Source organism: Streptomyces sp. NPDC085927, from assembly GCF_044540975.1.
GTDB classification, from domain to species: Bacteria; Actinomycetota; Actinomycetes; order Streptomycetales; family Streptomycetaceae; genus Streptomyces; species Streptomyces hirsutus.
In genome coordinates, this window is record NZ_JBITSN010000010.1 from 64,959 (window position 1) to 87,331 (window position 22,373).

The window sequence follows — 22,373 nt, forward strand, 5'->3', positions numbered from 1 at the left end:
CCCGTCCGGGCCGGCAGGCCGGCGCGGTGCCCGCGGGCCGGCCCCGCCCGGCCGGCGGGGTCACCCCGTCGCGTCCACCAGGGCCAGTTCGTGCAGTCGCTCCGGGGGGCCGGGGCGGGCGTAGTACCAGCCCTGGGCGGTGTCGCAGCCGAGTATGCGGAGCTGTTCGGCCTGGGCCCCCGTCTCGACGCCCTCCACCGTCACGGCGAGGTCGAGGCTGTGGGCCAGGGAGACGATCCCCTCGACGATCTTGAGGTCGACCGGGTCCGCCGGGAACTGCTGCATGCTCTGGGTGAAGGAGCGGTCCAGCTTGAGGACGCTCACCGGCAGGCGGCGCAGGTTGGCGAGGTTGGAGTAGCCGGTGCCGAAGTCGTCCAGGGCGATGTCCACGCCCATCTCCGCGAGCCGGCGCAGCGGCTTCAGCAGGTCGTCGTCCGCGCCGATGAGCGCCGACTCGGTCACCTCCAGGCACAGCGCGTCCGGCTCGACGCCGGTGCGCTCCAGGATGTCGACGGTGTCCTGGACCAGGCCGGGGTGGGCGAGCTGGCAGGGCGAGAGGTTCACGTTGATGCGCAGCGGGCCGAGCGCGTCCGCCCCGCCGTGCCGCTCCTGCCAGGCGCGGGCCTGGCGCACGGACTGCTCGAGCACCCAGCGGCCCAGCGGGACGATCAGCCCGGTGTGCTCGGCGAGCGGGATGAACCGGTCCGGTGACAGCACCCCGTGCTGCGGGTGCAGCCAGCGCACCAGCGCCTCGGCGCCCCGGACGCTGCCGTCGCCGAGGTGGACCAGCGGCTGGTACTCGATGAAGAACTCGCCCCGCTCCAGCGCCGCGGGCAGTGCCGTGGTGAGGCCGTGCCGGGTGATGGCGCGGGCGTCGGACTCCGGGTCGGCGAGCTCGAAACGGTTGCCGCCGGCCGACTTGGCCCGGTACATGGTGATGTCGGCGCTGCGCAGCACCTCTGCCGGGCTGCGCTCCCCGGCCGGTCCCTCGACCACGCCGATGCTGCCGCGCACGGTCAGGTCCCGGCCGTCGACGCCGATGGGGGCGAGCAGCGCGTTCATGATGCGGGTGGCGAGTTCGTCGACCGTGTGCTGGGTGTCCGGGCCCGTGGTCAGCGCCACGAACTCGTCGCCGCCCAGCCGGGCGACCATCTCGCCGGGCGCCGTGGCGCAGGACTGGAGCCGGTCGGCCACCTCGACGAGCAGCCGGTCGCCGGCCGCGTGCCCGAGACTGTCGTTGACGGTCTTGAAGCCGTCCAGGTCGAGGTAGCACAGGCCGAAGCGCTGTCCCTCGCCGGCGTTCAGCGCCTTCTCCAGCCGTTCGAAGAAGAACGTGCGGTTGGGCAGACCGGTCAGGGCGTCGTGGGTGGCCTCGTAGCGCAGCCGGAGGTTGAGCAGCCGCCGCTCGGTGGTGTCCTCCATGAGCGCGAGCTGGTACTGCGGTTCGCCGTCGGCGTCGCGCAGCAGGGACACGGTGAGGTTGGTCCACAGGACCGTGCCGTCGGGCCGGTAGAACGCCTTCTCGAGGTGGTAGTGCTCGCGCTCGCCGCGTACCAGCTCGTCGTAGAGGGCCCAGGTCTGCGGGGCGTCGTCGGGATGCGTCCACTCCAGGACGCTGCGGCTGCGCAGGCTCTGCTCGGACAGGCCGAACATGCGCAGCAGGGCGGCGTTGACCTGGAGGACGTTGCCCTTGAGGTCGGCGATGCCGATGCCTATGGCGGCGCCCTCGAAGACCGCGCGGAACCTTGCCTCGGTGGCGTGCAGGGCCTGCGCCACCACGCCCTGGGCCCGGAGCGCGGCCTGGGCGATGGCCTCCTGCTCGGCCAGCGTCCGTTCGCGCAGCGCCTGCGCGTATCCGGCGGCCATGGCGTGCTGCAGCCTGGCGCTGCGCGCCCTCAGGTCCTCGCCGTCGCCGTCCCCGCCGCAGTACAGGACGAGGTAGGCGTCCACACAGTCCAGGGTCCGGCTGAGCGCCTCCGGGTCGGTGCAGTGCGCCTCCACCAGGGCGGCGCCGACCGCCTTTCCGGTGTCCGGGTCGAACCCCCTCGCCCGCAGCGCCTCACTCAACCGCCTGGCCAGTGGGACCAGTTGTTTCTCGAACTCCGGCCGGGTCGACGACGTCGAGGTCACCGGGAAGACCGCCCGGCCCCAGATCGTCGCGAACCGGCGCAGTCTGTCCTCCGGCCCGTCCGGCTCCGCGCTCACGCTGTACGCCCCACGCCCGCGTAAGCGGAGAAGGCGTAGGGATCCTCGTCCTCCGGTGCGGTGTCCGGCCGCCATTTCGGCATCGGCACCAGTCCGGGTTCCACCATGTCGTACCCCTCGAAGAACCGCGCGATCTCGTCGCGCGAGCGCATGATCAACGGGTTGCGGATGTTCTTGTACACGTCCACCGCGCCACCGGCCCGCTCCGGCGGCAACGGAATTCCCTCGTACGAGGCATGGGTGAGCATCAGCATACTGCCGGGCGCGAGCGCGTCACGCAGCTCGGCCACCGCCGCGTACGGGTCGTCCGCGTCCTCCACGAAGTGGAGTATGGCAACGAGCAGCAGCGCCACCGGCCGATTCGGGTCGATCAGGCGCCCCACCTCGTGACTGTCCAGAATTTCCCGGGGCTTTCGGAGGTCGGCGGCGACGACGGCCGCGTCCTCGTTGCCCTCGAGAACGGCCTGGCTGTGCGCGACGGCCACCGGGTCGTGGTCGACGTAGACCACCCGCGCGCCGGGAGCGGCCGCCTGTGCCACCTCGTGCACATTGCCGAACGTCGGAATGCCGGAGCCGATGTCCAGGAACTGGGTGATGCCCTCACCGGCCGCGAACCGCACCGCCCGGTGCAGGAACGCCCTGTTCGCCTGCATGATCTTGGGCAGTCCCGGCATGAACTCCATGGCCCTGCGGGCCGCTTCCCGGTCGACCTCGAAGTTGTGCGAACCGCCCAGGTAGTAGTCGTACATCCGGGAAACGCTGGGCACCGTGATGTCGATGCTCCGTGGGACCCAGGCGGGACGCTCCATCTATCTCTCCACAGCGTAGGCGATCCGGTGTCCGAGCCGAGGCTACTGATCGCTCGCCAAGGGAGCGACCCCAAACGGAAATTGACCGTCCGTTCCCGGTCACTGCCTACGGCATGTGCCGAATTGGCAACCGTGCGCACACCGCGAAAGGTATGTGCGGCATTTCGGAGAGTTCCGGCGCACGGAGAAGTCCGGCACACGGAGAAGCCGGACGCGCGAAATGGCGCGACGCGCGGAGAATCGGGCGGGCGGCGCAGGAAAGGTGAAGAGCGCCGGAAATTCCATGAGTTCCGGCGAATCGCAGCAAAACGGTCCGCCTCTCCGCGGAACGCGGAGAGGCGGACCGGGGCCGGCGGCGCCGGGCGGAAACGACACCCTGGGGAGGTCGCGCTACTTCTCCGGCGCGCCGACCGGCTCTCCGTTCGGCCGCACCGCGTACCACGTCCCGCCGACACCCTGGCCGTTGGTGTCGCCGGCGGCCTTGTCACCCGCGAAGGTGTAGATCGGCCAGCAGTTGATCGTCTGCTGCTCGGCCTTGTTGTCGGGGCGGGTGAAGATCATGTAGTTCTTCTTCTGGATGCCCTTGGTGTCGTTGATGTCGACCGGCGCCACCACCGGCCACTTCTCCAGGCAGGCACCGGTGCAGGCGGAGACCGGCTTCGGCCAGGCCTCGTCCTTCATGAAGCGGTAGACCGTCCTGCCGTCCTTGTCGACGACGATCTCGCCGAGCTCGGGGTCCTTGCGGGTGGACAGGCCGGGCTGCTCGCCGACCTCCTGCGCCTTCTTGCCCTCGGGAGTCAGCGCGAACCACTTGCCGCCCACGCCCTGGCCCTTGACGTCACCCGCGTTGACGTCCTTGACGTAGTGGTAGGCGGGCCAGCCGTCGACGGTGAGCTGCTTGGTGCCGTCGGCCCGGGCGACCTCGCCGAGCAGGGACTCGTCGATGCCCTCGCCGGCCGCGGCGTCGTCGGCGAGCACCGGCGGCCAGGTCTCGGCGCAGTCGCCTTCGCAGTTGGACTTGGGAGGCTCGGCGGTGTCCTGGTCGAAGCGGTAGAGCGTGAGGCCGAGCTCGTCCGTCACCAGCTTGCCGAGTTTGGCGTTGGTGGCGACGGCCAGCTCACCCGCGCCGCCGGCCGGGCTCGTGGAGGCCCCCGCGCCGGCTCCGGTGTCGATGCCTCCGAGGTCTCCGGGCACGGCCGAGGCGCCCACGTTCTGACTGCTGGCCGGTGGCGGGGTGTCCTGACCGCACGCCGTCGTCAGCGTCAGCACCACCGCGGCGCTCACCACCAGTGAGGCGGTCCGCCAGGAGGTCTTCATCTCAACTCCAGATCATCGCAAGGGTGTTGCAGCGCCCTGCTGCGCCGCCGCTCGACGTGGAGTACGCACGGCGGCACCTGCCGTGTTCAACGCGGGCCGATATTTTTTCCGGAGTCTGCGATTCCGCCCCTTCTCACCCCGTCCGTCCTCCCGCGTCGCACATCCACTCGCGCTCCCCCAACGGGTGATCAGCGCCGGATCAAACGGGAGTTGCCGGATTTACCTCCATCGGGGCATTCAGCCGGTACTCGCGCGTGTCCCGGCGGAACGCGGCTCATGATCTTCGTCGTGCAAGGACTCGTACCGACCCGATCCGCTTTCGCCGCCCGCCTGTTGGCGACGGCGACGCTGGCCTGGGCGCTCGTCGGCGCGCCGGACGCGGCGATGGCCGACGCCTGCGCCTACGCCTCGACCGGCCCGGGGGGAACGGAGGCGGTGGCGATCGTCGGAGACATGACCTGGCCGCTCCCGCCGCCCTGTTCACCCCCCGCGCCCTCACCCTCACCCACGCCCACGCCCACCCCGACCCCGCCCCCTCCAGCGCCCGCGCCCGAACCCACTCCGACCCCGCCACCCCCCACTCCCCCACCACCGAAGCCCGCCCCCACCACCGCAAAGCCCGAACCGCCCCCGCCTCCGCCCCCACGCCAGGCCCGCCCGGCACCGCCTCCCCCCGCCCCGGCCCCCACGCCCCCTCCACCACCGCGCCCCACACCCGCTCCCCCGCCGTCGGCCGCCCCCACTCCCACCCCGCGCCCGTCCATGACACCCGTGCACTACCCCCGGTATCGCGCGGCGCCCCCGGCCAAGCGGCCGTCCGGCGGCGCCACGTCACCGCTCACCTTCGTCCTGCTCATCGCCGTGCCCGCGGTCGTCGCCATCGCCGCCCTCCGGCCCCGCTGAGCCCCGCTGAGCCCCGCTGAGCCCCGGGACCGCCTGTCCCCGCCGAACCCGACAACCCACCGTGGAGGCACCTCTTGCCGGAATGGCTTGTTCTCACCCTCGCGATGCTGGCCGTCTGCGTCGTGGTGGTCGTCATCACCCTCGTACGTCACCGCGCGGCACCCGACGACGAGGACCCCAGCGAGACGCCGGACGTCATCGAGTACATGACGATGTGGATCGGCGTGGTGTACGCCATCGTTCTGGGCCTGGCCATCGCCGGGGTCTGGGAGGGACGCAGCGCCGCCCAGGACCATGTACGGGCGGAAGCGGTGGCGCTGCACGAGGTCTCGGAGCGGGTACGAATCTATCCGACCGAGATCCGGGAACGCATTCGGGACGATGTCAACGCCTATGTCGGACACGTCGTGACCACCGAGTGGCGCACCATGGCCGACGAGGGACAGGTCACCGAGCGCGGGACGGAGCTGCTCGACCGGATCCGCCGGGACGTCACCGACTACGAACCGGCGACGGATTTCGAGGCCCAGGCCTATCAGCCGCTCGTCGACCAGGTGTCCGCCGCCGACCAGGCACGCGCGGCCCGTGCGGAGTCGACCGGGGAGACCATGCCGGGCGTGGTGTGGTTCGGGCTGATCGGCGGCGCGGTCGTCACCATCGGGATGATCTTCGCGCTGCAGATCCGGCGCACCCGGCGTGAGCTGATCCTCGCCGCACTGTTCTCGGCGCTGATCGCCTTCCTGCTCTTCCTGATCTGGGATTTCGACGCGCCGTTCAGCCGTGGGCTCGCCGCGTCGGCCGATCCGTTCCGCCTCCTGTTCCCCGGCATCGGGAACTGACCGCCCCCCACCACGGTTCCGGCCCCGGGGACGTGCGCCACACCGTGCGCGTCCCCCTTCTGCCGCATCGGTGGTCCCTCGTACGGCCCACAGGAGTGACCCGTTCGCGCGACTGCGATCGCGCCGCCCGGTGCGGCTTCCTAGCGTTTCGGGCATCGGGGACGCATTCCTGGCACGAGCGGAACAGGTCCGCCGCTGCTCCTCGGGACCCGGAGGACTCACCATGCACGCGATACGCGTCGCTCCCGCCGCACTCCTGGGCGTCGGCGTCGGCGTCCTGGCCGCCGCGCCGGGTGCCGTCGCCGTGGACGGCGAGGTCACGCCGTTCGGTTTCGGTCTCCGGCCCGCCCTCGTCGAGCCCGGAGACCGGATCGCCCTGCACGTGGACCGGGCCGGCGGTGAGTGCGAGGGGCACGCGACCGTCTCCTCACCGGTCCTCGACACGGTGACCATTCCGAAGAATCCCTCGAGGGCGACGGCGGAGGTGCACCGGGACGCCGGGCCCGGCGCCGTCCATCAGATGGCCTTCACCTGTGACGGGGTCACCGGCACCACGAGCCCGACCATCGCCGGTGGCCGCCCCGTGCCGCTCCCCTCCCCGCTGTCCGTGGAATCCGGGGACGCGGTCCGGCCTCCGGGGGGCGCGCACGCCGGGGAGGGCGGCAGCCCGGCCGGCCTCGGCCCCGGCGGGATCGGACTCGGGGCCGCACTCCTCACGGGTTCGGTGGACGCCGCGTACCGCTTCACCCGCCGCGACGGTGCGCGGGACGGCGCATGACGGCGCCACAGGACTTCAGGACAGCAGAACGGCACACCGGCACGACGGCAGGGCGGCGGGGCGACACGACGGCAGGTCCGGGGGACGACAGGAGCGCACGGCTGCGCCCCGGGTCCGGTCGGGGATCCGGGACGCGGCCTCCGGTCACACGTGCGAAACGGCCGCCGAGGGGAATGGGTTCAGAGCTGCTTCTCGGCGCGGCGGCGCATCCAGAAGACACCGCCCGCCGTGACCGCGGCGGCCACCAGTGCGCCGCCGATGGCCATGTCGGTCGGGGTCGCCCCGTCGGTGCTGCTGCCGCCGAGGCCGCCGCGGACCCCGCCGAGGACGGTGAAGGCGGCCGGCCGGGTCAGGCTCCGGCCGGAGCAGTGCACCGTGATGTCGTACGAGCCGGCGCGGGCGTCGTTGTAGATGGTGGCGGTGCCCTTCGCGGTGTCGGCGCCGCCGTGGACAGACGTCAGGTTGGTCCTGGGGAAGGCGTTGGACGTGGCGTGACCGCCGTTGGGGCAGCCGTCGGCGGTGATGGTCAGCTGGCCGCCGCGGGCGATGACGCTGGGCAGGGCGACGATGTTGGACGGGCCGGAGACCCGGCCGCCGTCCGCGACGGCGAGGGGGGCGGCGAGCCCTAGGACGGCGACCGCGGCGCCCGCGGACGCCAGGGCACGTGACTTGCGCATGTGATCCTCCGCGAAAGACGCCCCGGGGCCGGTCCCCGGTCGATCGGCGAGAAAGCGTCTCCCAGCAAAACCCTCAGTTGCCGTGCCCCTGCGCGCATTTCGGCAATGGTCCGTCCCGGTGAGGCGGCGGTCCGCCCGGATCCGTGCTTTCGGATATCGCCGCAGGTCACGGACCGTCAGAGGATCTTCGTTCGGCGACACCCCGGATGGCTTACCGATCACCGCCCTGCCACCCGTTCGCCCTTGCCCCGTCGCCGGTTGCGTGCGCCGCCTTTAGCGTTTCTGCCATGCGCGAGTGACACGGCGACGGCCGTGTCGAGAGGGGAAAAGCGAATGTCTGCTTTCGAACCGGACGAATTCGAAGAGGAGGCGCGGCGGAAGAAGCGTGCTCCGTGGGGCGTGATAGCGCTGGTCCTGCTCACCGGCCTCGCGCTCATCCGGAATGGTTCGGGGGAGTTCGACGAGGGTCCGCCGCAGCCCGCCGGGGTCGCCGCCGCGGACACCAGGGTGCCCGGTGCCGCCACGGCCGTGGCGGTGCGACCGCTGGCGTACTCGATTCCGAGCCGGGTCCGGATTCCGGCGATCCAGGTGGACGCACCGGTGATGACGGTGGGTCTGGACGCGGAGGGGTGGGTGGACGCGCCGCCGCCCGAGGACCCCAATCTGGCGGGCTGGTTCACCGGTGGGGTCGCTCCCGGGGAGAAGGGCACGGCGGTCGTGGTCGGCCATGTCGACAACCATCTGGGCCCGGCCGTCTTCTACGGGCTCGGGGCCCTGGAAAAGGGCAGTCGCGTCGAGATCGACCGCGAGGACGGAAAGACCGCGGTGTTCGAGATCTACGGCATCGAGGTCTTCGCGAAGAACGACTTTCCCGGCGACCGGGTCTACAACTCGAAGGGATCGTCGGAACTGCGGGTCATCACCTGCGGTGGCGGTTTCACCCAGCAGGAGGGTTACGACGGGAACGTCGTCGTCTTCGCCCGCCTCACCGAGGTCCGCTGAGCGGTCGGTCGGTCGGTCGGCCGGGCCGTCCGGACGGGCGGACGGGACCGGCCGGCCGGACGGAGCGGCCCGGCTCAGACGTGGTGCCGGCGGGGCACCGTGACCCGGTAGCCGGAGTCCAGCAGTTCGGGCAGGTACTCGCGCAGGGCCCGCACGCTCTGGGAGCGGTCGCCCCCGGCGTCGTGCGAGAGCACCACGACCCCGGGGGCGGCGCCGTTCTCCACCCGGTCGACGATGGCGCGGGTGCCGGGGCTGGTCCAGTCGAGGGTGTCCACCGTCCAGGCGAGGGGTTCCATGCCCAGTTCGGCACCGAGCTGGAAGGCGGCGCGGTTCCAGGCTCCGTAGGGCGCTCGGAACCACTGGGGGCGTTCGCCGTAGCCCTTCTCGATGATGTCGCAGGTGCGTTCCATCTCGGAGCGGATCCTGCCGCGGGTCAGACGGGTGAGCAGGGGGTGGGACCAGGTGTGGTTGCCGACGACGTGCCCCTCGTCGGACATGCGGGCCAGCAGGCCCTTGTTGTAGGAGACCATTTCCCCGCACACGAAGAACATCGCGCGGACGTCGTACGCCGCGAGCGTGTCGAGGATGTCCGGGGTGTAGCGGGGGTCGGGTCCGTCGTCGAAGGTCAGCACCATGGTGCTCCCCCGTCCGGACACCCGCAGCAGCGGTGCGCTCCGCACCGGGGGCCTGCCGGGGACCGTCCTGGGCGGGCCGTGGCCGGTGAGGGGTCTGAGGCGGTACGCGGAGGGCTGGAGCGGGCGGCCGGCGGCCTGGGCTCCGGCGACGGGTGTGGCGGGGCGTGCCGCCTCGGTGCCGGAACCCTTCGCGAGGAGTCCGGCCGCGCCGGCCGCTCCCACGACGGCGGCGCCGGTGAGCAGCGCCCGGCGCCGCGTGAGCAACTGATGCTTCTGCATGTCTCATCAGTCGCCCGCCCGGCGACGGGTGATCCCGGTGACACCTGTGCGGCGGGGCGTTTCCACCCGCTCGGCCCAGCACCGCCGCTGCACGGGCGTCCGATAGCCTCGGCGCCGTGACGGAGAAGCGCTCGACGCAGTTCGAACGGGGCACGGACGGCCCGAAGGTGATCGTGGTCGGAGTGGACGGCTCCGACACCTCCCTGCGGGCGGCGGCCTACGCCTCCGGTATGGCCCGGCGGCAGCACGCCCTGCTCGCCGTCGTGTACGTGCAGCCGGTGCTGGCGGCGGGCGCGGCGCTCGGGGCGCCGGTGGCGGAGGCCACGGACGAGATCGCCGAGGACCTGGTGAGGCAGGTCAGGGAGGCGTCCGAGCAGGTCCGGGGGGTCTTCGACTTCCGCTGGGAGTTCCACACCTTTCGCGGCGACCCGTACAACGGCATGGTGAAGGCCGCGGACGACCTCACGGCGGACGCGGTGGTGGTGGGCGCCTCGGAGCAGGCGGGCCACCGGCTCGTGGGGTCGGTGGCGGTCCGGCTGGTGAAGGCGGGGCGCTGGCCGGTGACGGTGGTCCCGTAGACACCGCCGTGCCAGAAGGTGCGCGGGCGGCGGGCCGTGTCAGAGGGTGCGCAGGAAGCCGAGGAGGATCTCGTTGAAGACCTCGGGCTGTTCCATGCACGCGTAGTGTCCCGTCCCCTCGACGGTGGCGGAGCGGCCGTCGCGTACGCCGCGGACGAGACGCTCGGCCGCCGCGGTCAGATCGGCGGGTTCGAGCGAGCCGTTGACCGCGAGCACGGGCACGTCGATCGCCGGCACACGGTCCCAGGTGCCGGTGACGGGGACGCGCCGGTCCTTCTCGTCCGGGGTGTGCTTGGAGATCGTGTGCAGCGCCATCTCCCGCAGCCGGCGCGGGATGTCCGGGCCGAGGTCGTCGGTGCCCCGGTGCTCGCCGGCCGCGACCCGCACGAAGGCGTTCAGCCAGCCCTCGATGTCACCGGCGCCCAGTGTGCGGGCGAACTCGGCCTGGATCCGGCGGGTCCACGGATCGGTGTACTCGAACTCACTGGTGGCCGCCCCGCAGACCACGACCGCGCGGACCAGATCCGGATGTTCGAGCACGGTGTCGGTGGCGATGGCGCCGCCCATCGAGACGCCGGCCAGGACCGCGGGCCCCGCGTCGAGGTGGCGCAGCAGGGCGGCGAGGTCGTCCGCCCAGCGGAAGGGTTGTGTGGCGTTGGCGGAGGAGCCGTGGCCGCGTACGTCGGGCGCGATCACCCGGTGGTGGGCGGCGAGGGCCGGGAGCTGGTCCGCGAAGAGCCGGTGGTCGACGAAGCCGGAGTGGAGGAGGACGACCAGGTCGCCCGTGCCGCTGTCGTGGTAGGCGAGGTCACCGTCGGAGGAGGTGAAGTACCGGAGTCCCGAAACCGTATTCATGACAACCAAGGTGTCATCTCCGGTGGAGTTTGGCAACCAAGGTGTCATGATGAAGAAATGAGTGACGCCGGGAACGACACCGACAAGCCCCTTCCGCCCGACGAACTCGGCCCGCGCCTGATGGAGGTGTTCGATCTGGTCGGCCCGCTGTACCGCCGGGTGCAGCGCAAGGTCGAGCAGGGCGAGGCCGTCGAGGGCCTGTCCGTCGGGGTACGCGCCGTGCTGGACCTGCTGCACAAGCACGGCCCGATGACCGTGCCCCGGATGGGCCGCGCCCAGGCGATCAGCCGTCAGTTCGTGCAGCGCATGGTCAACGACGCCGCCGCGCGGGGCCTGGTGGAGAGCATCCCCAACCCCGCCCACCAGCGGTCGCCGCTGATCCGGCTCACCGACGGGGGCCGGGCGGCGATCACCGCCGTCGTCGCCCGTGAGCACGCCGTGCTGCGGGAGGTCGGCGGGGACCTCACGGACGCCGACCTGCGCACCTGTGTACGCGTCCTCACCCAGATGCTGACGCTGTTCGACACCGAGGACGTGAACTGATCGCCGCCTTGACCGGTACGGGCTACTCCCCCATGACCAGCCCGTCCTTCGCCGCGCCCCGGCTCAGCACCACGGCCCGGATCCGGTCGCGGACGGACCGGACCTCGGCACCCCCGGCGAGGGCCCGGTTGAGGTTGACCACGCGGCCGGCGTCCACGTCGTAGAACTGCGGGACGAACTCGGCCTTCGTCACCTCCCAGCGTCCGTCCGGGCGCCCGGGCGGGGTGAAGGTGAAGCGTCCCAGGGTGGACTGGTTGCCGCGGGGGTCCGGGACGTCCTCGTGGTTGGTCATCGCGCCGGCGATCTGGTTGCCCATCCCGTAGATCACCCAGGTGCCGTTGATCTTCTCGTACGCCTGCGGGACGTGGGCGTGGGTGCCGAGGATCAGGTCGATGTCGGGGCGGTGACCGGTGCGGGCCGCGGTGAGGGAGCGGGCGAGAACGAGCTGCTGCTCGTCGGGGGCCTCCTGCCATTCGGTGCCCCAGTGCAGGGAGACCACGACCACGTCGGCGCCCGCCTTCCGGGCCGCCCGCGCGTCGGCGAGGATCCGGGGCTCGTCGATGAGGCCGACGGCCCAGGGTCCGCCGGACGGGAGCGGGGCGACGTCGGTGCCGTAGGTGTAGGCGAGGTGGGCGACCTCGGCCCGGCCCGCGCGCAGGACGGTCGCCCGGCGGGCCTCGGGCTCGGACCGGGCGGCGCCGGCGTGCCGCAGGCCGGCCCGGTCGAGGGCGTCCAGGGCGCGGCGGATGCCGTCGGCGCCGTCGTCCAGGGTGTGGTCGGAGGCGGTGGAGCAGCCGTCGTAGCCGGTGACGGCGAGGTCCCGGGCCATCTCCGGCGGGGACTCGAAGCCGGAGTGACCGGTGAAGTCGCCGTCGGCGCCGTACACGGTCTCCAGGTGACACAGCGCCAGATCGGCGCCCGCGACGACGGACCGGACGCCGGAGAGCATCGGCCCGAAGTCGTGGCCGCCGCCGCCCGCGTCGAAGCGGGCGCGGTCGATGACCGAGCTGTGCGGCAGCACGTCCCCCGAGGCGACCAGGGTGAAGCCGCGGTCCCGCACGACCGGGGCCACCGGATGGCCTGATTCCGGTGGTCGGTGCTCCCGGGCCTGCCAGGCGGCGCCCGCGGCGAGGACGACGGTGAGGGCCAGAGCCACCTGTCTACTGCGTGAGATCATCGCTTCACCCCGATGTGCGGCGTTCCACTGTCGTATTTACTGACAAATAGATAAGAATCGCTTTCTGTGTCCCCGGTGTTCCGACACGCGGTTTAGGCCGTCCGGCGTGCGCGAACCGTCACCCGGACCGTTCGTCGAACCGTTCGTCGACGCGATCGACCGTCCGCCGCACGCCTTTGTGCGCGCCCTGTCCCCGAAGAGCGCCGTACGTTGCCATACCGCCATGACGGCCGGAATGACACTCATGAACGGGACAACCGCCGAGCACGAACTCGCCGCCCTGCAACGCGAGCACGGCCGGCCTCTCTTCGCGCTGCTGCTCCGGCTCTGCGACGGGGACCGGCAGCGCGCCGAGGATCTCGTCCAGGAGACGCTGGTACGGGCCTGGCAGCACCCCGAGGCGCTGCGCGCCGACGACTTCGACTCCGTACGGCCCTGGCTGATGACCGTGGGCCGGCGGCTCGCCATCGACGCGCGGCGGGCCCGGCAGGCACGGCCGCCCGAAGTGGGCGACGCGGTGCTGGAGAACGCGCGGGTGATCTCCGACCACGCCGAACGGGCCGCGGCGGCGCTCGATGTCCGCCAGGCTGTGAAGACACTCACTCCGGAGCACCGTGAAGTCCTGGTGCTCGTGTACTTCCAGGGGGCGAGTGTGGCGGAGGCCGCGGCGGCACTGGGGATACCGCCCGGTACCGTGAAGTCCCGCGCGTACTACGCGCTGCGCGCCCTGCGCCGGGTGCTTCCGGGATACGCCGTCGACCTGCGGTGAAACCGGCGGCCGGGTCAAGCCTCCGTAAAGCGCCTTGCCGACGACCCCTGTGAGGTAATCGGCTGTCCTCATCCGTGCTGCGGACCGGGGCCCGGGTTCGGGCGACGCGCACGTACCGGAGGAAGGCTGGAAGGGATGCCGCACAGAGGTCAAGAGAGCACCGACGGCACGGGCGACGGCGAACTGGCCGTCCCCATGGCCTGGTTGTATGCCGAGTACATCGCCGACGAACTGCTGCGCAGCGGCGACCTGATGCCGACGACGTCCTTCGAGTTCCGGGCCGGCCGGGACGCGCTGGCACTGACCGTCTTCCTGTCCGACACCGACTGCGAACTCTCCGGCATCCGGGTGATCACCCAGCTGGAGACCTGGCTGTCGCTGACCGCGTACGACCAGCCGTGGCAGGAGTGGGTGCAGAAACGCCTGGCGGACCTGACCGCGGACGCCGCCGCCACCGCGACCACCGCCGGCCGGACCATGGCGGATCCCGACCTGGAACTCGCCCGATCGGCCTGGCGCTGGCTGCAGGAGACGGAACTGCTCGCGCCCGATCTGAACGCGGTGCCGGGCGGCGCGGCGGGGTCCGGGGAGGACGAGGGGCCGAAGGTGTGGACGCCCGCGTGGCAACTCGGGCTGCCGCTCGGGCACCTCGCCATCCACCTCTTCTAGCCTTCCGGTGAATCGGACCAATCCGCGGGCCGGAGGGCTCCGAATCCTTTGGTTACGATTCGGCATGCGGCTTGAGTGAATCGACTGCCCGGTGCGTACCGGTGGGAGCAACGAGTAACCCCACCCACACCCAACGGTACGAGGATTCGGCATGAGGTCCCTGGAAAGGCATCGCGACGTCGGCGCGTACGCGCTCGGCGTGCTGGACGAGGCGGAGGCCTTCCGCTTCGAGGACCACCTCATGGAGTGCCCCAGCTGCGCTGCACAGGTGACCGAATTCGGGGCGACCACACGGCAGTTGATGCTGTACCGGCGCTCCACACCGCCGCTGACGCACCCGATGCCCAAGCCGGGCCCGAGGATGCTCGACCGGCTGCTGTCCGAGGTGGCGGGCCGCGACCCGGCGGTGCGCCGTCGGCTGCTGTTCGCGCTGGCGGCCTCGGTGGTGCTCGCGACGGCCGCGCCGGCGCTCGCCCTGATGTCCTCGGGCGGCGGGGAGCGGGCGCCCGAGAGCATCGCGGCGGCCGACGAGCGGTCCGGGGTGTGGGCGGAGATCACGACGGCGGACGAGGACTGGGGCAGCCGGCTGGAGCTGAAGGTCAAGGACGGGGCGGGGCCCCGCGTCTGCCGGCTGGTGGTGGTCGGGCAGGACGGCTCCGAGGAGACCGTGACCAGCTGGCACGTGCCCCGTCACGACGCCCGTCCCAACACCATGACGGGCGGCTCCACCCTGCACAGCGGGCAGGTCGAGCGCTACGAGCTGCGCTCCTCGGACGGCGAGCACCTGGTGACGTTGAAGCCCCGGTGACAGCGGGGAGGCCCGGAGTGCCGCCCGGACCGGACCGGTCAGCAGGAGCCGCGTCCCGTGCCGCCGCGGCCGGGGCCGTGGTCGCGCTCCGCCGGGTCCATGAGGCCCATGGGGCCCGCCGGCTCCGCGAAGGCGGAGGCCTTGGTCACCGAGAACTCGCACCACACGCATTTGCCGCCGCCGCGCGCCTCCACGCCCCAGTCGTCCGCGAGCATCTCGACGAGGAGCAGACCTCGCCCCGAGACACCCGACTCTCCCGCCTCGCGGCGGCGCGGCAGGGCGCTGGAGGAGTCCTCGACCTCCACGCGCAGCCGCCGCTCGCCGCCGGTGAGGACCCTGAGCGTGACGACGGCGGCCCCCTCGGTGTGCATCAGTGCGTTGGTGATCAGTTCGTCGGCGGCCAGTTCGATCTCGTCGGCGCGGTTCCCCGCGCCCCAGGCGCCGACCCCGGCGCGGATCATGCGCCGGGCCTCGGTGAGGGCCTCGGGGTCGCCGGGGGCCACGTGCTGCTGGAGCCGGCCTCCCGCGCGCGGGCTGTCCGGCGGGCGGCGGCGCAGCAGGAGCAGGGCCACGTCGTCGTCCCCGCTGCGCTCCTCGGCCACGTCGATGAGCCGGTCGGCCAGCTCGCGTACGTCCTCGGGGCCGGTGGTGACGAGCGCGGAGAGGGTCTCGATGCCGTCGTCGAGGTCGGCGCCGGGCTGCTCGACCAGGCCGTCGGTGCACAGCAGCAGCACGTTGCCGGGATCGAGTTCCATCGTTCCGACCGGGTAGTCGAGCCGGTCGAACTCGGCGGACAGGCCGAGCGGCAGCCCGCCCGGCACGTGGACGCGGTGGCAGACGCCGTCGGCACGCCGGACGAGTGGGTCGATGTGGCCGGCCCGGACCATCTGGAGGACGCCGGTGGACAGGTCCGCCTCGGCGTACAGGCAGGTCGCGGAGCGGTCGGTGTCGAGTTCGTGCAGGAAGACGGAGGCCCGGGCCATCACGGTGGCCGGCGGGTGCCCCTCGGCGGCGTAGGCGCGCAGTACGATGCGCAACTGGCCCATGACGGCGGCGGCGTGGGTGTCGTGGCCCTGGACGTCGCCGATCACGGCGCCGACACGGCCCCCGGGCAGCGGGATCAGGTCGTACCAGTCGCCGCCGATGTCCCGGCCGAGGCCGCTCCCGACGCTGGCCGCGCGGTAGCGGACGGCGACGTCGGCGCCGGGCACGCTGGGGATGGTCCGGGGCAGCATGGCCTGCTGGAGTCCCTGCGCGAGGTCCATCTCCTGCTCGTAGAACACGGCCCGCTGCATGCTCTGCGCGATGCTGCTGCACAGGGCGACGAGGAGGTTGCGCTCCTCGGGGCTGAAGCCGCGCCGGTCGTTGTAGAGCAGGCCCATGGCGCCGATGGGGCGGGTCTGGACGATGAGCGGCAGGTAGGCCGCCGAGGTGATGTGCAGGTCGGTGAGGTGCGGCCAAAGCACCGGGTAGCGTTCGGCGAACTCCTCCGGCGACTCGATGAAGCGCGGGCTCAGGGTCCGTACGACCTCGCTCATCGGGTACTGCTCGTCGATCCGGGTGATGCTGGTGCCCGGGACGAAGCTGCCGGCGGGCCCCTCGGCGACCAGCCGGATCCGGCCGGCCTCGACCAGACCCATGACGAGGCTGGTGGCTCCCAGAAGGGTCAGGCCGTGGGTGTCCTTGACGACGTCGATGACGTCCTGCACGGTGCGGGCGTGGGCGAGGGCGGCCGTGGTGAGCTGGACGATGTTGGTCTGCTCGCGCAGGGCGTACTCCTGGGCGGCCTGCGCTCCTCCCGCCTCGCTGTCGCCGAGTTCCTCCGTGGCGTCCCGGACGACGCCGAGGATGTGGCGGGGCGGTCCGGTCCCGTCCCGGCGGATGTAGCCGTAGGTGTGGATCCAGCGCAGGGTGCCGTCGCGGCGGCGGACCCGGAAGTACACGCCGTAGTTCTCGCTGTCGTCCTTCAGGGCCTGCGAGACGGCGGTGTCCAGGCGCACGACCTCGGCGGGCGGGATCCGGGCCGCCAACGCGTCGGGACGGTCGGATTCGTCGGGGCGCAGGTCGAAGATGTCGCGGGCCTGGGCGTCCATCAGCATCACCCGGGTGTCCAGGTTCCAGTCGAACCTGCCCATGCGGTTGAGCGCCAGGATCGGATCCGGGTGGTCCGGCCAGTCGTCCGGGAGTGACAGGGCGCTCGCTCCCCGATCAGCCATGGACCCACCTTGTCAGGGTTCATCCGATTCTTCGACCGGTGATGTCCCCGGCCTCTCCGGGACGGCTCCGGCCGCTCCGGGTATACGGAGAGTCACAGGGCAGAGGGACGGCGACGGCGGCCGAAGGACGGCGGGCGACCGGGGACGGACAATGGACGGGAGGGAGCGCACGGCCGTGGAGTGGTTCACCGCATCCGACTACTGGCTGAGCCGGCTGGTCTTCCAGCGGGCGCTCGCCGGGCTGTACCTGGTCGCGTTCCTGACGGCGGTGCTGCAGTTCCGTGCGCTGATCGGTGAGCGCGGAATGCTGCCGGTGCCCCGGTTCGTGGAGCGGACCCCGTTCGCGCGGGCGCCCGGTCTGTTCCAGCTGCGCTACTCGGACCGGTTCTTCGCGGGCTGTGCCTGGACGGGCTGCGCGGTGTCGGCGGCGCTGCTCGCGGGGGTGGACTCCTGGCTTCCGCTGTGGGCCGGGATGCTGCTGTGGCTGGTGCCCTGGATGCTGTACCTGTCGATCGTCAACGTCGGGCAGACCTGGTACGCCTTCGGCTGGGAGTCGCTGCTGCTCGAGGTCGGCTTCCTCGCGGTGTTCCTCGGCAACGACGAGGTGGCCCCGCCGGTCGTCGTGCTGTTCCTGCTGCGGTGGGTGCTGTTCCGGGTCGAGTTCGGCGCGGGGCTGATCAAGATGCGCGGCGACGCGTGCTGGCGGAAGCTCACCTGCCTGGACCACCATCACGAGACCCAGCCGATGCCGGGGCCGCTGAGCTGGTTCTTCCACCATCTGCCGAAGCCGCTGCACCGGGTCGAGGCGGCCGCGAACCATGTCACCCAGTTGGTCGTTCCGTTCCTGCTGTTCGCTCCGCAGCCGGTCGCCACGGCCGCCGCCGTCCTGATGATCGTCACGCAGCTGTGGCTGGTGCTGTCGGGCAACTTCTCCTGGCTGAACTGGATCACGATCGTGCTGGCCCTGCCGGTGGTCGCGTTCCCCACCGCTCCCCCGGACACGGCCGGTGCCCCGCTGTGGTACGTGGTCGTCGTCCTCGCGGTGTCCGCGCTGCTGCTCGTCCTCGGCTACCACCCCGTGCGCAACATGCTCTCCCGCCGCCAGGTGATGAACCGGTCCTTCGACCCGCTGCACCTGGTCAACACCTACGGGGCGTTCGGCAGTGTCAGCCGGATCCGGTACGAGGTGGTGATCGAGGGCACCGCGGACGGGACGCCCCGGAGGGACGCGGACTGGCGGGAGTACGAGTTCCGGGGCAAGCCGGGGGATCCCCGGCGCTGGCCGCGTCAGTTCGCGCCGTACCATCTGCGGCTCGACTGGCTGATGTGGTTCGCCGCGCTGTCGCCGTCCTACACCGGGCCGTGGTTCGGCGCGTTGGTGGAACGCCTGCTGGAGGGCGACCGCGACACGCTGCGGCTGCTGCGCCGCTCCCCCTTCCCACCGGACGCGCCGCCCCGGTACGTCCGCGCCCGGCTGTTCCGCTACCGGTACACGACCTGGCGCGAGCTGCGGGAGACGGGGGCGTGCTGGGAGCGGACCTACGTGCGCGAGTATCTGCCGCCGACCCGGCTGGCGGGGGCGGTTCACAGGCCGTAGAGGGGGTGGCGGCGGTTCCGAGGACCTCATGGCGTTCGGCGGCGGGCGGCGTCGAGGTCCGCCGGACACGGATTCCGGCCTTCAGCAGACCTTCGTCCTCCGACGATCACCCCGTGGGACCGTCCCGCCCCGCATGCCTCCTCGCGGCCCGGTCCGCCCGGGTGTTGCGGTGATCGGCGGCGTGCGCCTATCGTCTGCCGGGTGACTGCCGGGTCGGCCTTGGGCCACACACGAAAGACGCTCCCGGCCTCGGTGTGAGCCGGGCGGGGACGCTCCCGCCCACTCCCGGCCCGGGGCAGGGCAACGCCCGCGCCCCGCCCTCCTCTCCGCGTTCCCTTTCCCGCTTCCGCCGCGCGCCGCGCGGCACACCCGACGGAAATCGACACCCGGAGACGAACCAGCCATGCCCGACGCACTCGGCGCACCCCGCACACCCGCCGCGCCCGAACCGCCCACCACAACCGTCCAGTTGAACCACACCGCCGTCCTCGCCCGCGACCGCCGCCTGTCGGCCGAGTTCCTCGCCGTGATCCTGGGGCTGGAGGTCGGCGCCCCCTTCGGCCCGTTCCTGCCCGTCGACCTGGGCAACGGCGTGACCCTCGACTACTACGAGCAGCGCGACGAGCCGATCCAGTCGCAGCACTACGCCTTCCTCGTCCCCGAGGATCGGTTCGACGTGATGATCGCCCGCCTGGAGGCGGTCGGGGTCACCTATTACGCGGACCCGAACCACACCGAACCCGGCAGGATCAACCGCCTCTTCGGCGGGCGCGGCGCCTACTTCGACGACCCCGACGGCCACAACCTGGAGATCATGACCCGGCCCTACGCCCGCCCCTGAGCGGGGCCGCCGGCCCGGTCACGGCGCCCGGTGCATGACGCGCGGCCCGACCCGCCCGCGTCCTTGCCGGGTTCGTCCACAGGACCCGCAGGACCCGGGCGTCCTCCTCGGAGGCGTCCGGGTCCCAGGGGTGCGTCTCGCGCGTGGTGACGGCCCAGGGCGGCGATCACGCGGAGCGGGATCGGCCTCAGTCGACGCTGGGCAGGATGTGGGGCTCGGCGAGGTCGTCCTCGTAGCCCGCCAGGCGGATCGGGGCCGACCGGGCCCACACGTCGAGACTGCCGAGCTCGCCTGCCGGGCGGCCTGCGCGCTCGGGACGTTCCTTGACGGGCTGATCCACGTTGGTCTTCTCCGGTGTCACCGCGCACTCCTTATGTGTCGGTCACCCTCGGGACGTGCCGCGCCGGTCCTGCCGCGCCCGCGTCGTACGTCCGCTCGGGCATGATGCGAAAGCCGTTCGGACGCGGTGGCGCCGGTTGATCGTAGGAGACCAGGCCCTTGTGAAGTGACGTGTCCCATGACGGACCGGTGGGTGTGGGTAGGACCCTTTACTGCTGCCCGTCCGGCTCAGATTAACCAAATGAGCGGGCCCCTGCTCGATGGGGCTGAAAACTCGCCGTAACGATCACATGTCGGTCCGTGTTTCTTCCACTCCTATATACCGCTAATTCCCCATAGGGGCCGTTACCGCCGATCACTCGATCGGACTACGGGGGTGTCCACGCTTTCGATAAGGCCGCATGGTCCCGGCGCAGTTCAAGTCCTGTTGGCCGACCCGCAAGCTCGTCATGGTGTGCTGCCGTACGGCAAACGGCTGTCTTCCAGGAGGACCGGCGCATGGAACTGCGCAGTGTCGAGGAGCTGATGGACCTGCTGTACGCCTGCCGGGGTGTTCGGGACGTCCCGGTTCCCGGCGGGGCCCCGGCCGACGCGTACGACCATGCGTTGCGCACCGCCGCGCTGCTGCGCCGGCGACGTCCCGCCGACAAGGAGCTTCAGGTGGCGGGCCTGGTCCGGCCGGCCGGCCGGCTGCTGCGCCCGGGCGGGCCCGCCACGCGGGCCGACCGGGCCGCGGACGCGGTGCGCGCGCTGCTCGGCGAGCGGGTGGCGGGGCTGGTCCGCCGCCGGCCCCGGCACGGTCTCCAGGGCGAGGAGGACGACCTCCTCGCCCTGCGTGCGGCGGACGAGGAGGCCCGCGGCGCCTGCTTCGACGCGGGGGTCCTGGAGGACTGGCGCACCGTGCTGGAGCTGCTGGCGGCGCGCAACTCCCGGCTCGGCGCGGTGGAATGACTCCTCCGCCGCCGGCCGTCGGGCGTCCGCGTCACCACCTGCCGGGCACGTAGTCCTTCAGGAAGACGCCGTACAGATCCTCGCCCGCCTCGCCGCGCACGATGGGGTCGTAGACGCGGGCCGCGCCGTCGATCAGGTCCAGCGGGGCGTGGAAGCCGGCGTCCGCGAGGCGGATCTTGTCCGGGTGGGGACGCTCGTCGGTGATCCAGCCGGTGTCGACGGCCGTCATCAGGATGCGGTCGTTGTCGAACATCTCCTGGGCGCTGGTGCGGGTGAGCATGTTCAGCGCGGCCTTGGCCATGTTGGTGTGCGGGTGGCCCGCGCCCTTGTAGCCGCGGTCGAAGACGCCTTCCATGGCGGAGACGTTCACGATGTACGTCCGCTTCGCCGCCGCGGCCGCCATCGCCGGGCGCAGCCTGCTGATGAGCAGGAACGGCGCCGTCGAGTTGCAGAGCTGGACCTCGAGCAGTTCGACCGGGGTGACCTCCTCGACGGTCTGCACCCAGCTGTTGGTGTCGTGCAGGTCCGGGACCAGGCCGCCGGCGTCGATCGCGGTACCGGCCGCGATCCGCTCCAGGGAGGCCGAACCGGAGACCAGGGCCAGGCCGGTGACGTCGTGCGCGGTGAGCGCGCCGGATCCCGCGACCGGGAGTTCGGCCACCGCGCCGGAGCCGAAGCCGCCGATCACCTCGGCGGCGGGCAGTTCACCCGCGGGCAGCGGCGCGGACTCCGCGGCGACCAGCTCGCTGTAGGCCCGCGGGGAACGCCGTACGGTCTGTGCGGCGTTGTTGATCAGGATGTCCAGCGGACCGGCGGCGGACACCGAGTCGGCGAGCGCGACGACCTGGGCCGGGTCGCGCAGGTCGATCCCGACGATCTTCAGCCGGTCGATCCACTGGTCGCTGTCGGGCTGGGCCTTGAAGCGTCGGACGGCATCGTTGGGGAAGCGGGTCGTGATCGTGGTGTGGGCGCCGTCGCGCAGCAGCCGCAGCGCGATGTACATGCCGATCTTGGCCCGGCCGCCGGTGAGCAGCGCGCGCTTGCCGGTGAGGTCGGTGCGGGCGTCCCGGCGGCTGCGGTTCTCGTCGGCGCACTCCTGGCAGAGCTGGTGGTAGAAGTAGTCGACCTCGACGTACCGCTGCTTGCAGATGTAGCAGGAGCGGGGGCGCTGGAGTATCCCCGCGATCCTGCCCTCCTCGGTGCGGGACGAGGGCAGGATGCCTTCGGTCTCGTCGTCGATGCGCTCGGCGGACCCGGTGGCGGTGGCCTCGGTGACCGCCTTGTCGTGGGCGGTCTTGGCGGCCCGGCGCTCCTGGCGGCGGCGCTGCTTGACCGTGCGGTAGATGTGCGAGGTGGCGCGGCGGACCCTGATCGCGTCCGGGTGGTCGACGTCGAGTGTGTCGAGTTCCGCGAGCACGTCGAGGCACACGGCCAGCCGCTCCGGGTCGATGCCGGGCCCGTGTGCCACCACGTCCTCGTGCGCCACGGTGTCCCCGTGGACCATCGTGTCCGTGGCCCGGGGGCCGTCCTCTGTCACCGTCATCGCCGTTGCCGTTCCTGGTCTGCCGTGGCGGCGCTCCGGTCGC

Annotated in this window: 22 protein-coding genes; 12 read left to right on the forward strand and 10 right to left on the reverse strand. The window is 71.9% G+C overall.

Annotated features, from left to right (window positions below; genetic code table 11):
• Positions 1 to 60 precede the first annotated feature (60 nt).
• From ACIF80_RS24720 to ACIF80_RS24730, 3 genes are all read right to left on the reverse strand, one after another.
• Complete coding sequence (locus ACIF80_RS24720) at positions 61 to 2,205, reverse strand: putative bifunctional diguanylate cyclase/phosphodiesterase (RefSeq protein WP_399808402.1); 2,145 nt, start codon at positions 2,203 to 2,205, stop codon at positions 61 to 63.
• Positions 2,202 to 3,014 carry an SAM-dependent methyltransferase gene (locus ACIF80_RS24725; RefSeq protein ID WP_399808405.1) on the reverse strand — a complete coding sequence of 271 codons (813 nt, stop codon included), beginning with the start codon at positions 3,012 to 3,014 and terminating at the stop codon, positions 2,202 to 2,204. The genes ACIF80_RS24720 and ACIF80_RS24725 overlap by 4 nt, the downstream gene beginning before the upstream one ends.
• Before the next feature lie 390 nt (positions 3,015 to 3,404).
• Entirely contained in the window at positions 3,405 to 4,331 is a 927-nt protein-coding gene (locus tag ACIF80_RS24730) for an SCO0930 family lipoprotein (RefSeq protein WP_399808408.1), read from the reverse strand.
• A gap of 771 nt (positions 4,332 to 5,102) precedes the next feature.
• Here ACIF80_RS24730 and ACIF80_RS24735 point away from each other — a divergent pair.
• The 3 genes from ACIF80_RS24735 to ACIF80_RS24745 all read left to right on the forward strand — a co-directional run bounded on the left by ACIF80_RS24735 (position 5,103) and on the right by ACIF80_RS24745 (position 6,851).
• Positions 5,103 to 5,234, forward strand: a complete 132-nt coding sequence (locus ACIF80_RS24735) for a hypothetical protein (RefSeq protein ID WP_399808957.1) — start codon at positions 5,103 to 5,105, stop codon at positions 5,232 to 5,234.
• A gap of 74 nt (positions 5,235 to 5,308) precedes the next feature.
• Positions 5,309 to 6,073 carry a hypothetical protein gene (locus ACIF80_RS24740; RefSeq protein WP_399808411.1) on the forward strand — a complete coding sequence of 255 codons (765 nt, stop codon included), beginning with the start codon at positions 5,309 to 5,311 and terminating at the stop codon, positions 6,071 to 6,073.
• 223 nt (positions 6,074 to 6,296) lie between these two features.
• The gene (locus ACIF80_RS24745; RefSeq protein ID WP_399808414.1) at positions 6,297 to 6,851 is read left to right on the forward strand and encodes a hypothetical protein; all 555 of its coding nucleotides are present in this window, start codon (positions 6,297 to 6,299) and stop codon (positions 6,849 to 6,851) included.
• A gap of 179 nt (positions 6,852 to 7,030) precedes the next feature.
• Here the strand turns inward: ACIF80_RS24745 and ACIF80_RS24750 are convergent, their stop codons facing one another.
• Positions 7,031 to 7,528 (reverse strand): hypothetical protein, encoded by a 498-nt coding sequence (locus ACIF80_RS24750; RefSeq protein WP_399808417.1) that lies wholly within the window; start codon positions 7,526 to 7,528, stop codon positions 7,031 to 7,033.
• Between the two features lie 333 nt (positions 7,529 to 7,861).
• Between ACIF80_RS24750 and ACIF80_RS24755 the strand changes: the two genes are divergently transcribed.
• Positions 7,862 to 8,530: a class F sortase gene (locus ACIF80_RS24755; protein ID WP_399808420.1), complete on the forward strand. Its 669-nt coding sequence runs from the start codon at positions 7,862 to 7,864 to the stop codon at positions 8,528 to 8,530.
• 74 nt (positions 8,531 to 8,604) lie between these two features.
• Here ACIF80_RS24755 and ACIF80_RS24760 read toward each other — a convergent pair whose 3' ends face one another.
• Complete coding sequence (locus ACIF80_RS24760; RefSeq protein ID WP_399808423.1) at positions 8,605 to 9,444, reverse strand: polysaccharide deacetylase family protein; 840 nt, start codon at positions 9,442 to 9,444, stop codon at positions 8,605 to 8,607.
• A gap of 116 nt (positions 9,445 to 9,560) precedes the next feature.
• On the opposite strand from ACIF80_RS24760, the gene ACIF80_RS24765 reads away from it, so the two are divergent.
• On the forward strand, positions 9,561 to 10,022 hold the full coding sequence (locus ACIF80_RS24765; protein ID WP_399808426.1) for a universal stress protein: 462 nt from the start codon (positions 9,561 to 9,563) through the stop codon (positions 10,020 to 10,022).
• A gap of 39 nt (positions 10,023 to 10,061) precedes the next feature.
• Here ACIF80_RS24765 and ACIF80_RS24770 read toward each other — a convergent pair whose 3' ends face one another.
• A complete protein-coding gene (locus tag ACIF80_RS24770) occupies positions 10,062 to 10,877 on the reverse strand; it encodes an alpha/beta fold hydrolase (RefSeq protein WP_399808429.1) in 816 nt (271 codons plus the stop codon).
• A gap of 57 nt (positions 10,878 to 10,934) precedes the next feature.
• Here ACIF80_RS24770 and ACIF80_RS24775 point away from each other — a divergent pair, with 57 nt between their 5' ends.
• A complete protein-coding gene (locus ACIF80_RS24775) occupies positions 10,935 to 11,420 on the forward strand; it encodes a MarR family winged helix-turn-helix transcriptional regulator (protein WP_399808432.1) in 486 nt (161 codons plus the stop codon).
• Positions 11,421 to 11,442: 22 nt separating this feature from the next.
• Here ACIF80_RS24775 and ACIF80_RS24780 read toward each other — a convergent pair whose 3' ends face one another.
• Positions 11,443 to 12,597, reverse strand: a complete 1,155-nt coding sequence (locus ACIF80_RS24780) for a CapA family protein (protein ID WP_399808434.1) — start codon at positions 12,595 to 12,597, stop codon at positions 11,443 to 11,445.
• Positions 12,598 to 12,820: 223 nt separating this feature from the next.
• Between ACIF80_RS24780 and ACIF80_RS24785 the strand changes: the two genes are divergently transcribed.
• From ACIF80_RS24785 to ACIF80_RS24795, 3 genes are all read left to right on the forward strand, one after another.
• On the forward strand, positions 12,821 to 13,366 hold the full coding sequence (locus tag ACIF80_RS24785) for a sigma-70 family RNA polymerase sigma factor (RefSeq protein ID WP_399808919.1): 546 nt from the start codon (positions 12,821 to 12,823) through the stop codon (positions 13,364 to 13,366).
• A 135-nt stretch (positions 13,367 to 13,501) separates the two neighbouring features.
• A complete protein-coding gene (locus tag ACIF80_RS24790; protein WP_399808437.1) occupies positions 13,502 to 14,035 on the forward strand; it encodes a hypothetical protein in 534 nt (177 codons plus the stop codon).
• A gap of 151 nt (positions 14,036 to 14,186) precedes the next feature.
• The gene (locus ACIF80_RS24795; protein ID WP_399808440.1) at positions 14,187 to 14,843 is read left to right on the forward strand and encodes a zf-HC2 domain-containing protein; all 657 of its coding nucleotides are present in this window, start codon (positions 14,187 to 14,189) and stop codon (positions 14,841 to 14,843) included.
• A 38-nt stretch (positions 14,844 to 14,881) separates the two neighbouring features.
• Here ACIF80_RS24795 and ACIF80_RS24800 read toward each other — a convergent pair whose 3' ends face one another.
• The gene (locus ACIF80_RS24800; RefSeq protein ID WP_399808442.1) at positions 14,882 to 17,059 is read right to left on the reverse strand and encodes a SpoIIE family protein phosphatase; all 2,178 of its coding nucleotides are present in this window, start codon (positions 17,057 to 17,059) and stop codon (positions 14,882 to 14,884) included.
• Between the two features lie 175 nt (positions 17,060 to 17,234).
• On the opposite strand from ACIF80_RS24800, the gene ACIF80_RS24805 reads away from it, so the two are divergent.
• A complete protein-coding gene (locus ACIF80_RS24805) occupies positions 17,235 to 18,656 on the forward strand; it encodes a lipase maturation factor family protein (RefSeq protein ID WP_399808922.1) in 1,422 nt (473 codons plus the stop codon).
• Between the two features lie 403 nt (positions 18,657 to 19,059).
• Positions 19,060 to 19,497 carry a VOC family protein gene (locus tag ACIF80_RS24810; protein ID WP_399808445.1) on the forward strand — a complete coding sequence of 146 codons (438 nt, stop codon included), beginning with the start codon at positions 19,060 to 19,062 and terminating at the stop codon, positions 19,495 to 19,497.
• A gap of 187 nt (positions 19,498 to 19,684) precedes the next feature.
• Here the strand turns inward: ACIF80_RS24810 and ACIF80_RS24815 are convergent, their stop codons facing one another.
• Positions 19,685 to 19,858: a hypothetical protein gene (locus ACIF80_RS24815; protein ID WP_399808448.1), complete on the reverse strand. Its 174-nt coding sequence runs from the start codon at positions 19,856 to 19,858 to the stop codon at positions 19,685 to 19,687.
• Between the two features lie 476 nt (positions 19,859 to 20,334).
• Between ACIF80_RS24815 and ACIF80_RS24820 the strand changes: the two genes are divergently transcribed.
• Positions 20,335 to 20,787: a hypothetical protein gene (locus ACIF80_RS24820; protein ID WP_399808451.1), complete on the forward strand. Its 453-nt coding sequence runs from the start codon at positions 20,335 to 20,337 to the stop codon at positions 20,785 to 20,787.
• Between the two features lie 31 nt (positions 20,788 to 20,818).
• On the opposite strand, the gene ACIF80_RS24825 is transcribed toward ACIF80_RS24820, so the two are convergent.
• Positions 20,819 to 22,330: an SDR family NAD(P)-dependent oxidoreductase gene (locus ACIF80_RS24825; RefSeq protein WP_399808453.1), complete on the reverse strand. Its 1,512-nt coding sequence runs from the start codon at positions 22,328 to 22,330 to the stop codon at positions 20,819 to 20,821.
• Between the last annotated feature and the right edge of the window lie 43 nt (positions 22,331 to 22,373).

What these genes read in the sequence shown, in the direction of transcription:
- ACIF80_RS24725 (WP_399808405.1), bottom strand. Translation starts at nt 3,014, where the DNA reads ATGGAGCGTCCCGCCTGGGTCCCACGGAGCATCGACATCACGGTGCCC.
- ACIF80_RS24730 (WP_399808408.1), bottom strand. Translation starts at nt 4,331, where the DNA reads ATGAAGACCTCCTGGCGGACCGCCTCACTGGTGGTGAGCGCCGCGGTG.
- ACIF80_RS24745 (WP_399808414.1), top strand. Translation starts at nt 6,297, where the DNA reads ATGCACGCGATACGCGTCGCTCCCGCCGCACTCCTGGGCGTCGGCGTC.
- ACIF80_RS24750 (WP_399808417.1), bottom strand. Translation starts at nt 7,528, where the DNA reads ATGCGCAAGTCACGTGCCCTGGCGTCCGCGGGCGCCGCGGTCGCCGTC.
- ACIF80_RS24755 (WP_399808420.1), top strand. Translation starts at nt 7,862, where the DNA reads ATGTCTGCTTTCGAACCGGACGAATTCGAAGAGGAGGCGCGGCGGAAG.
- ACIF80_RS24760 (WP_399808423.1), bottom strand. Translation starts at nt 9,444, where the DNA reads ATGCAGAAGCATCAGTTGCTCACGCGGCGCCGGGCGCTGCTCACCGGC.
- ACIF80_RS24770 (WP_399808429.1), bottom strand. Translation starts at nt 10,877, where the DNA reads ATGAATACGGTTTCGGGACTCCGGTACTTCACCTCCTCCGACGGTGAC.
- ACIF80_RS24775 (WP_399808432.1), top strand. Translation starts at nt 10,935, where the DNA reads ATGAGTGACGCCGGGAACGACACCGACAAGCCCCTTCCGCCCGACGAA.
- ACIF80_RS24780 (WP_399808434.1), bottom strand. Translation starts at nt 12,597, where the DNA reads ATGATCTCACGCAGTAGACAGGTGGCTCTGGCCCTCACCGTCGTCCTC.
- ACIF80_RS24785 (WP_399808919.1), top strand. Translation starts at nt 12,821, where the DNA reads ATGACGGCCGGAATGACACTCATGAACGGGACAACCGCCGAGCACGAA.
- ACIF80_RS24790 (WP_399808437.1), top strand. Translation starts at nt 13,502, where the DNA reads ATGCCGCACAGAGGTCAAGAGAGCACCGACGGCACGGGCGACGGCGAA.
- ACIF80_RS24795 (WP_399808440.1), top strand. Translation starts at nt 14,187, where the DNA reads ATGAGGTCCCTGGAAAGGCATCGCGACGTCGGCGCGTACGCGCTCGGC.
- ACIF80_RS24800 (WP_399808442.1), bottom strand. Translation starts at nt 17,059, where the DNA reads ATGGCTGATCGGGGAGCGAGCGCCCTGTCACTCCCGGACGACTGGCCG.
- ACIF80_RS24810 (WP_399808445.1), top strand. Translation starts at nt 19,060, where the DNA reads ATGCCCGACGCACTCGGCGCACCCCGCACACCCGCCGCGCCCGAACCG.
- ACIF80_RS24820 (WP_399808451.1), top strand. Translation starts at nt 20,335, where the DNA reads ATGGAACTGCGCAGTGTCGAGGAGCTGATGGACCTGCTGTACGCCTGC.
- ACIF80_RS24825 (WP_399808453.1), bottom strand. Translation starts at nt 22,330, where the DNA reads ATGACGGTGACAGAGGACGGCCCCCGGGCCACGGACACGATGGTCCAC.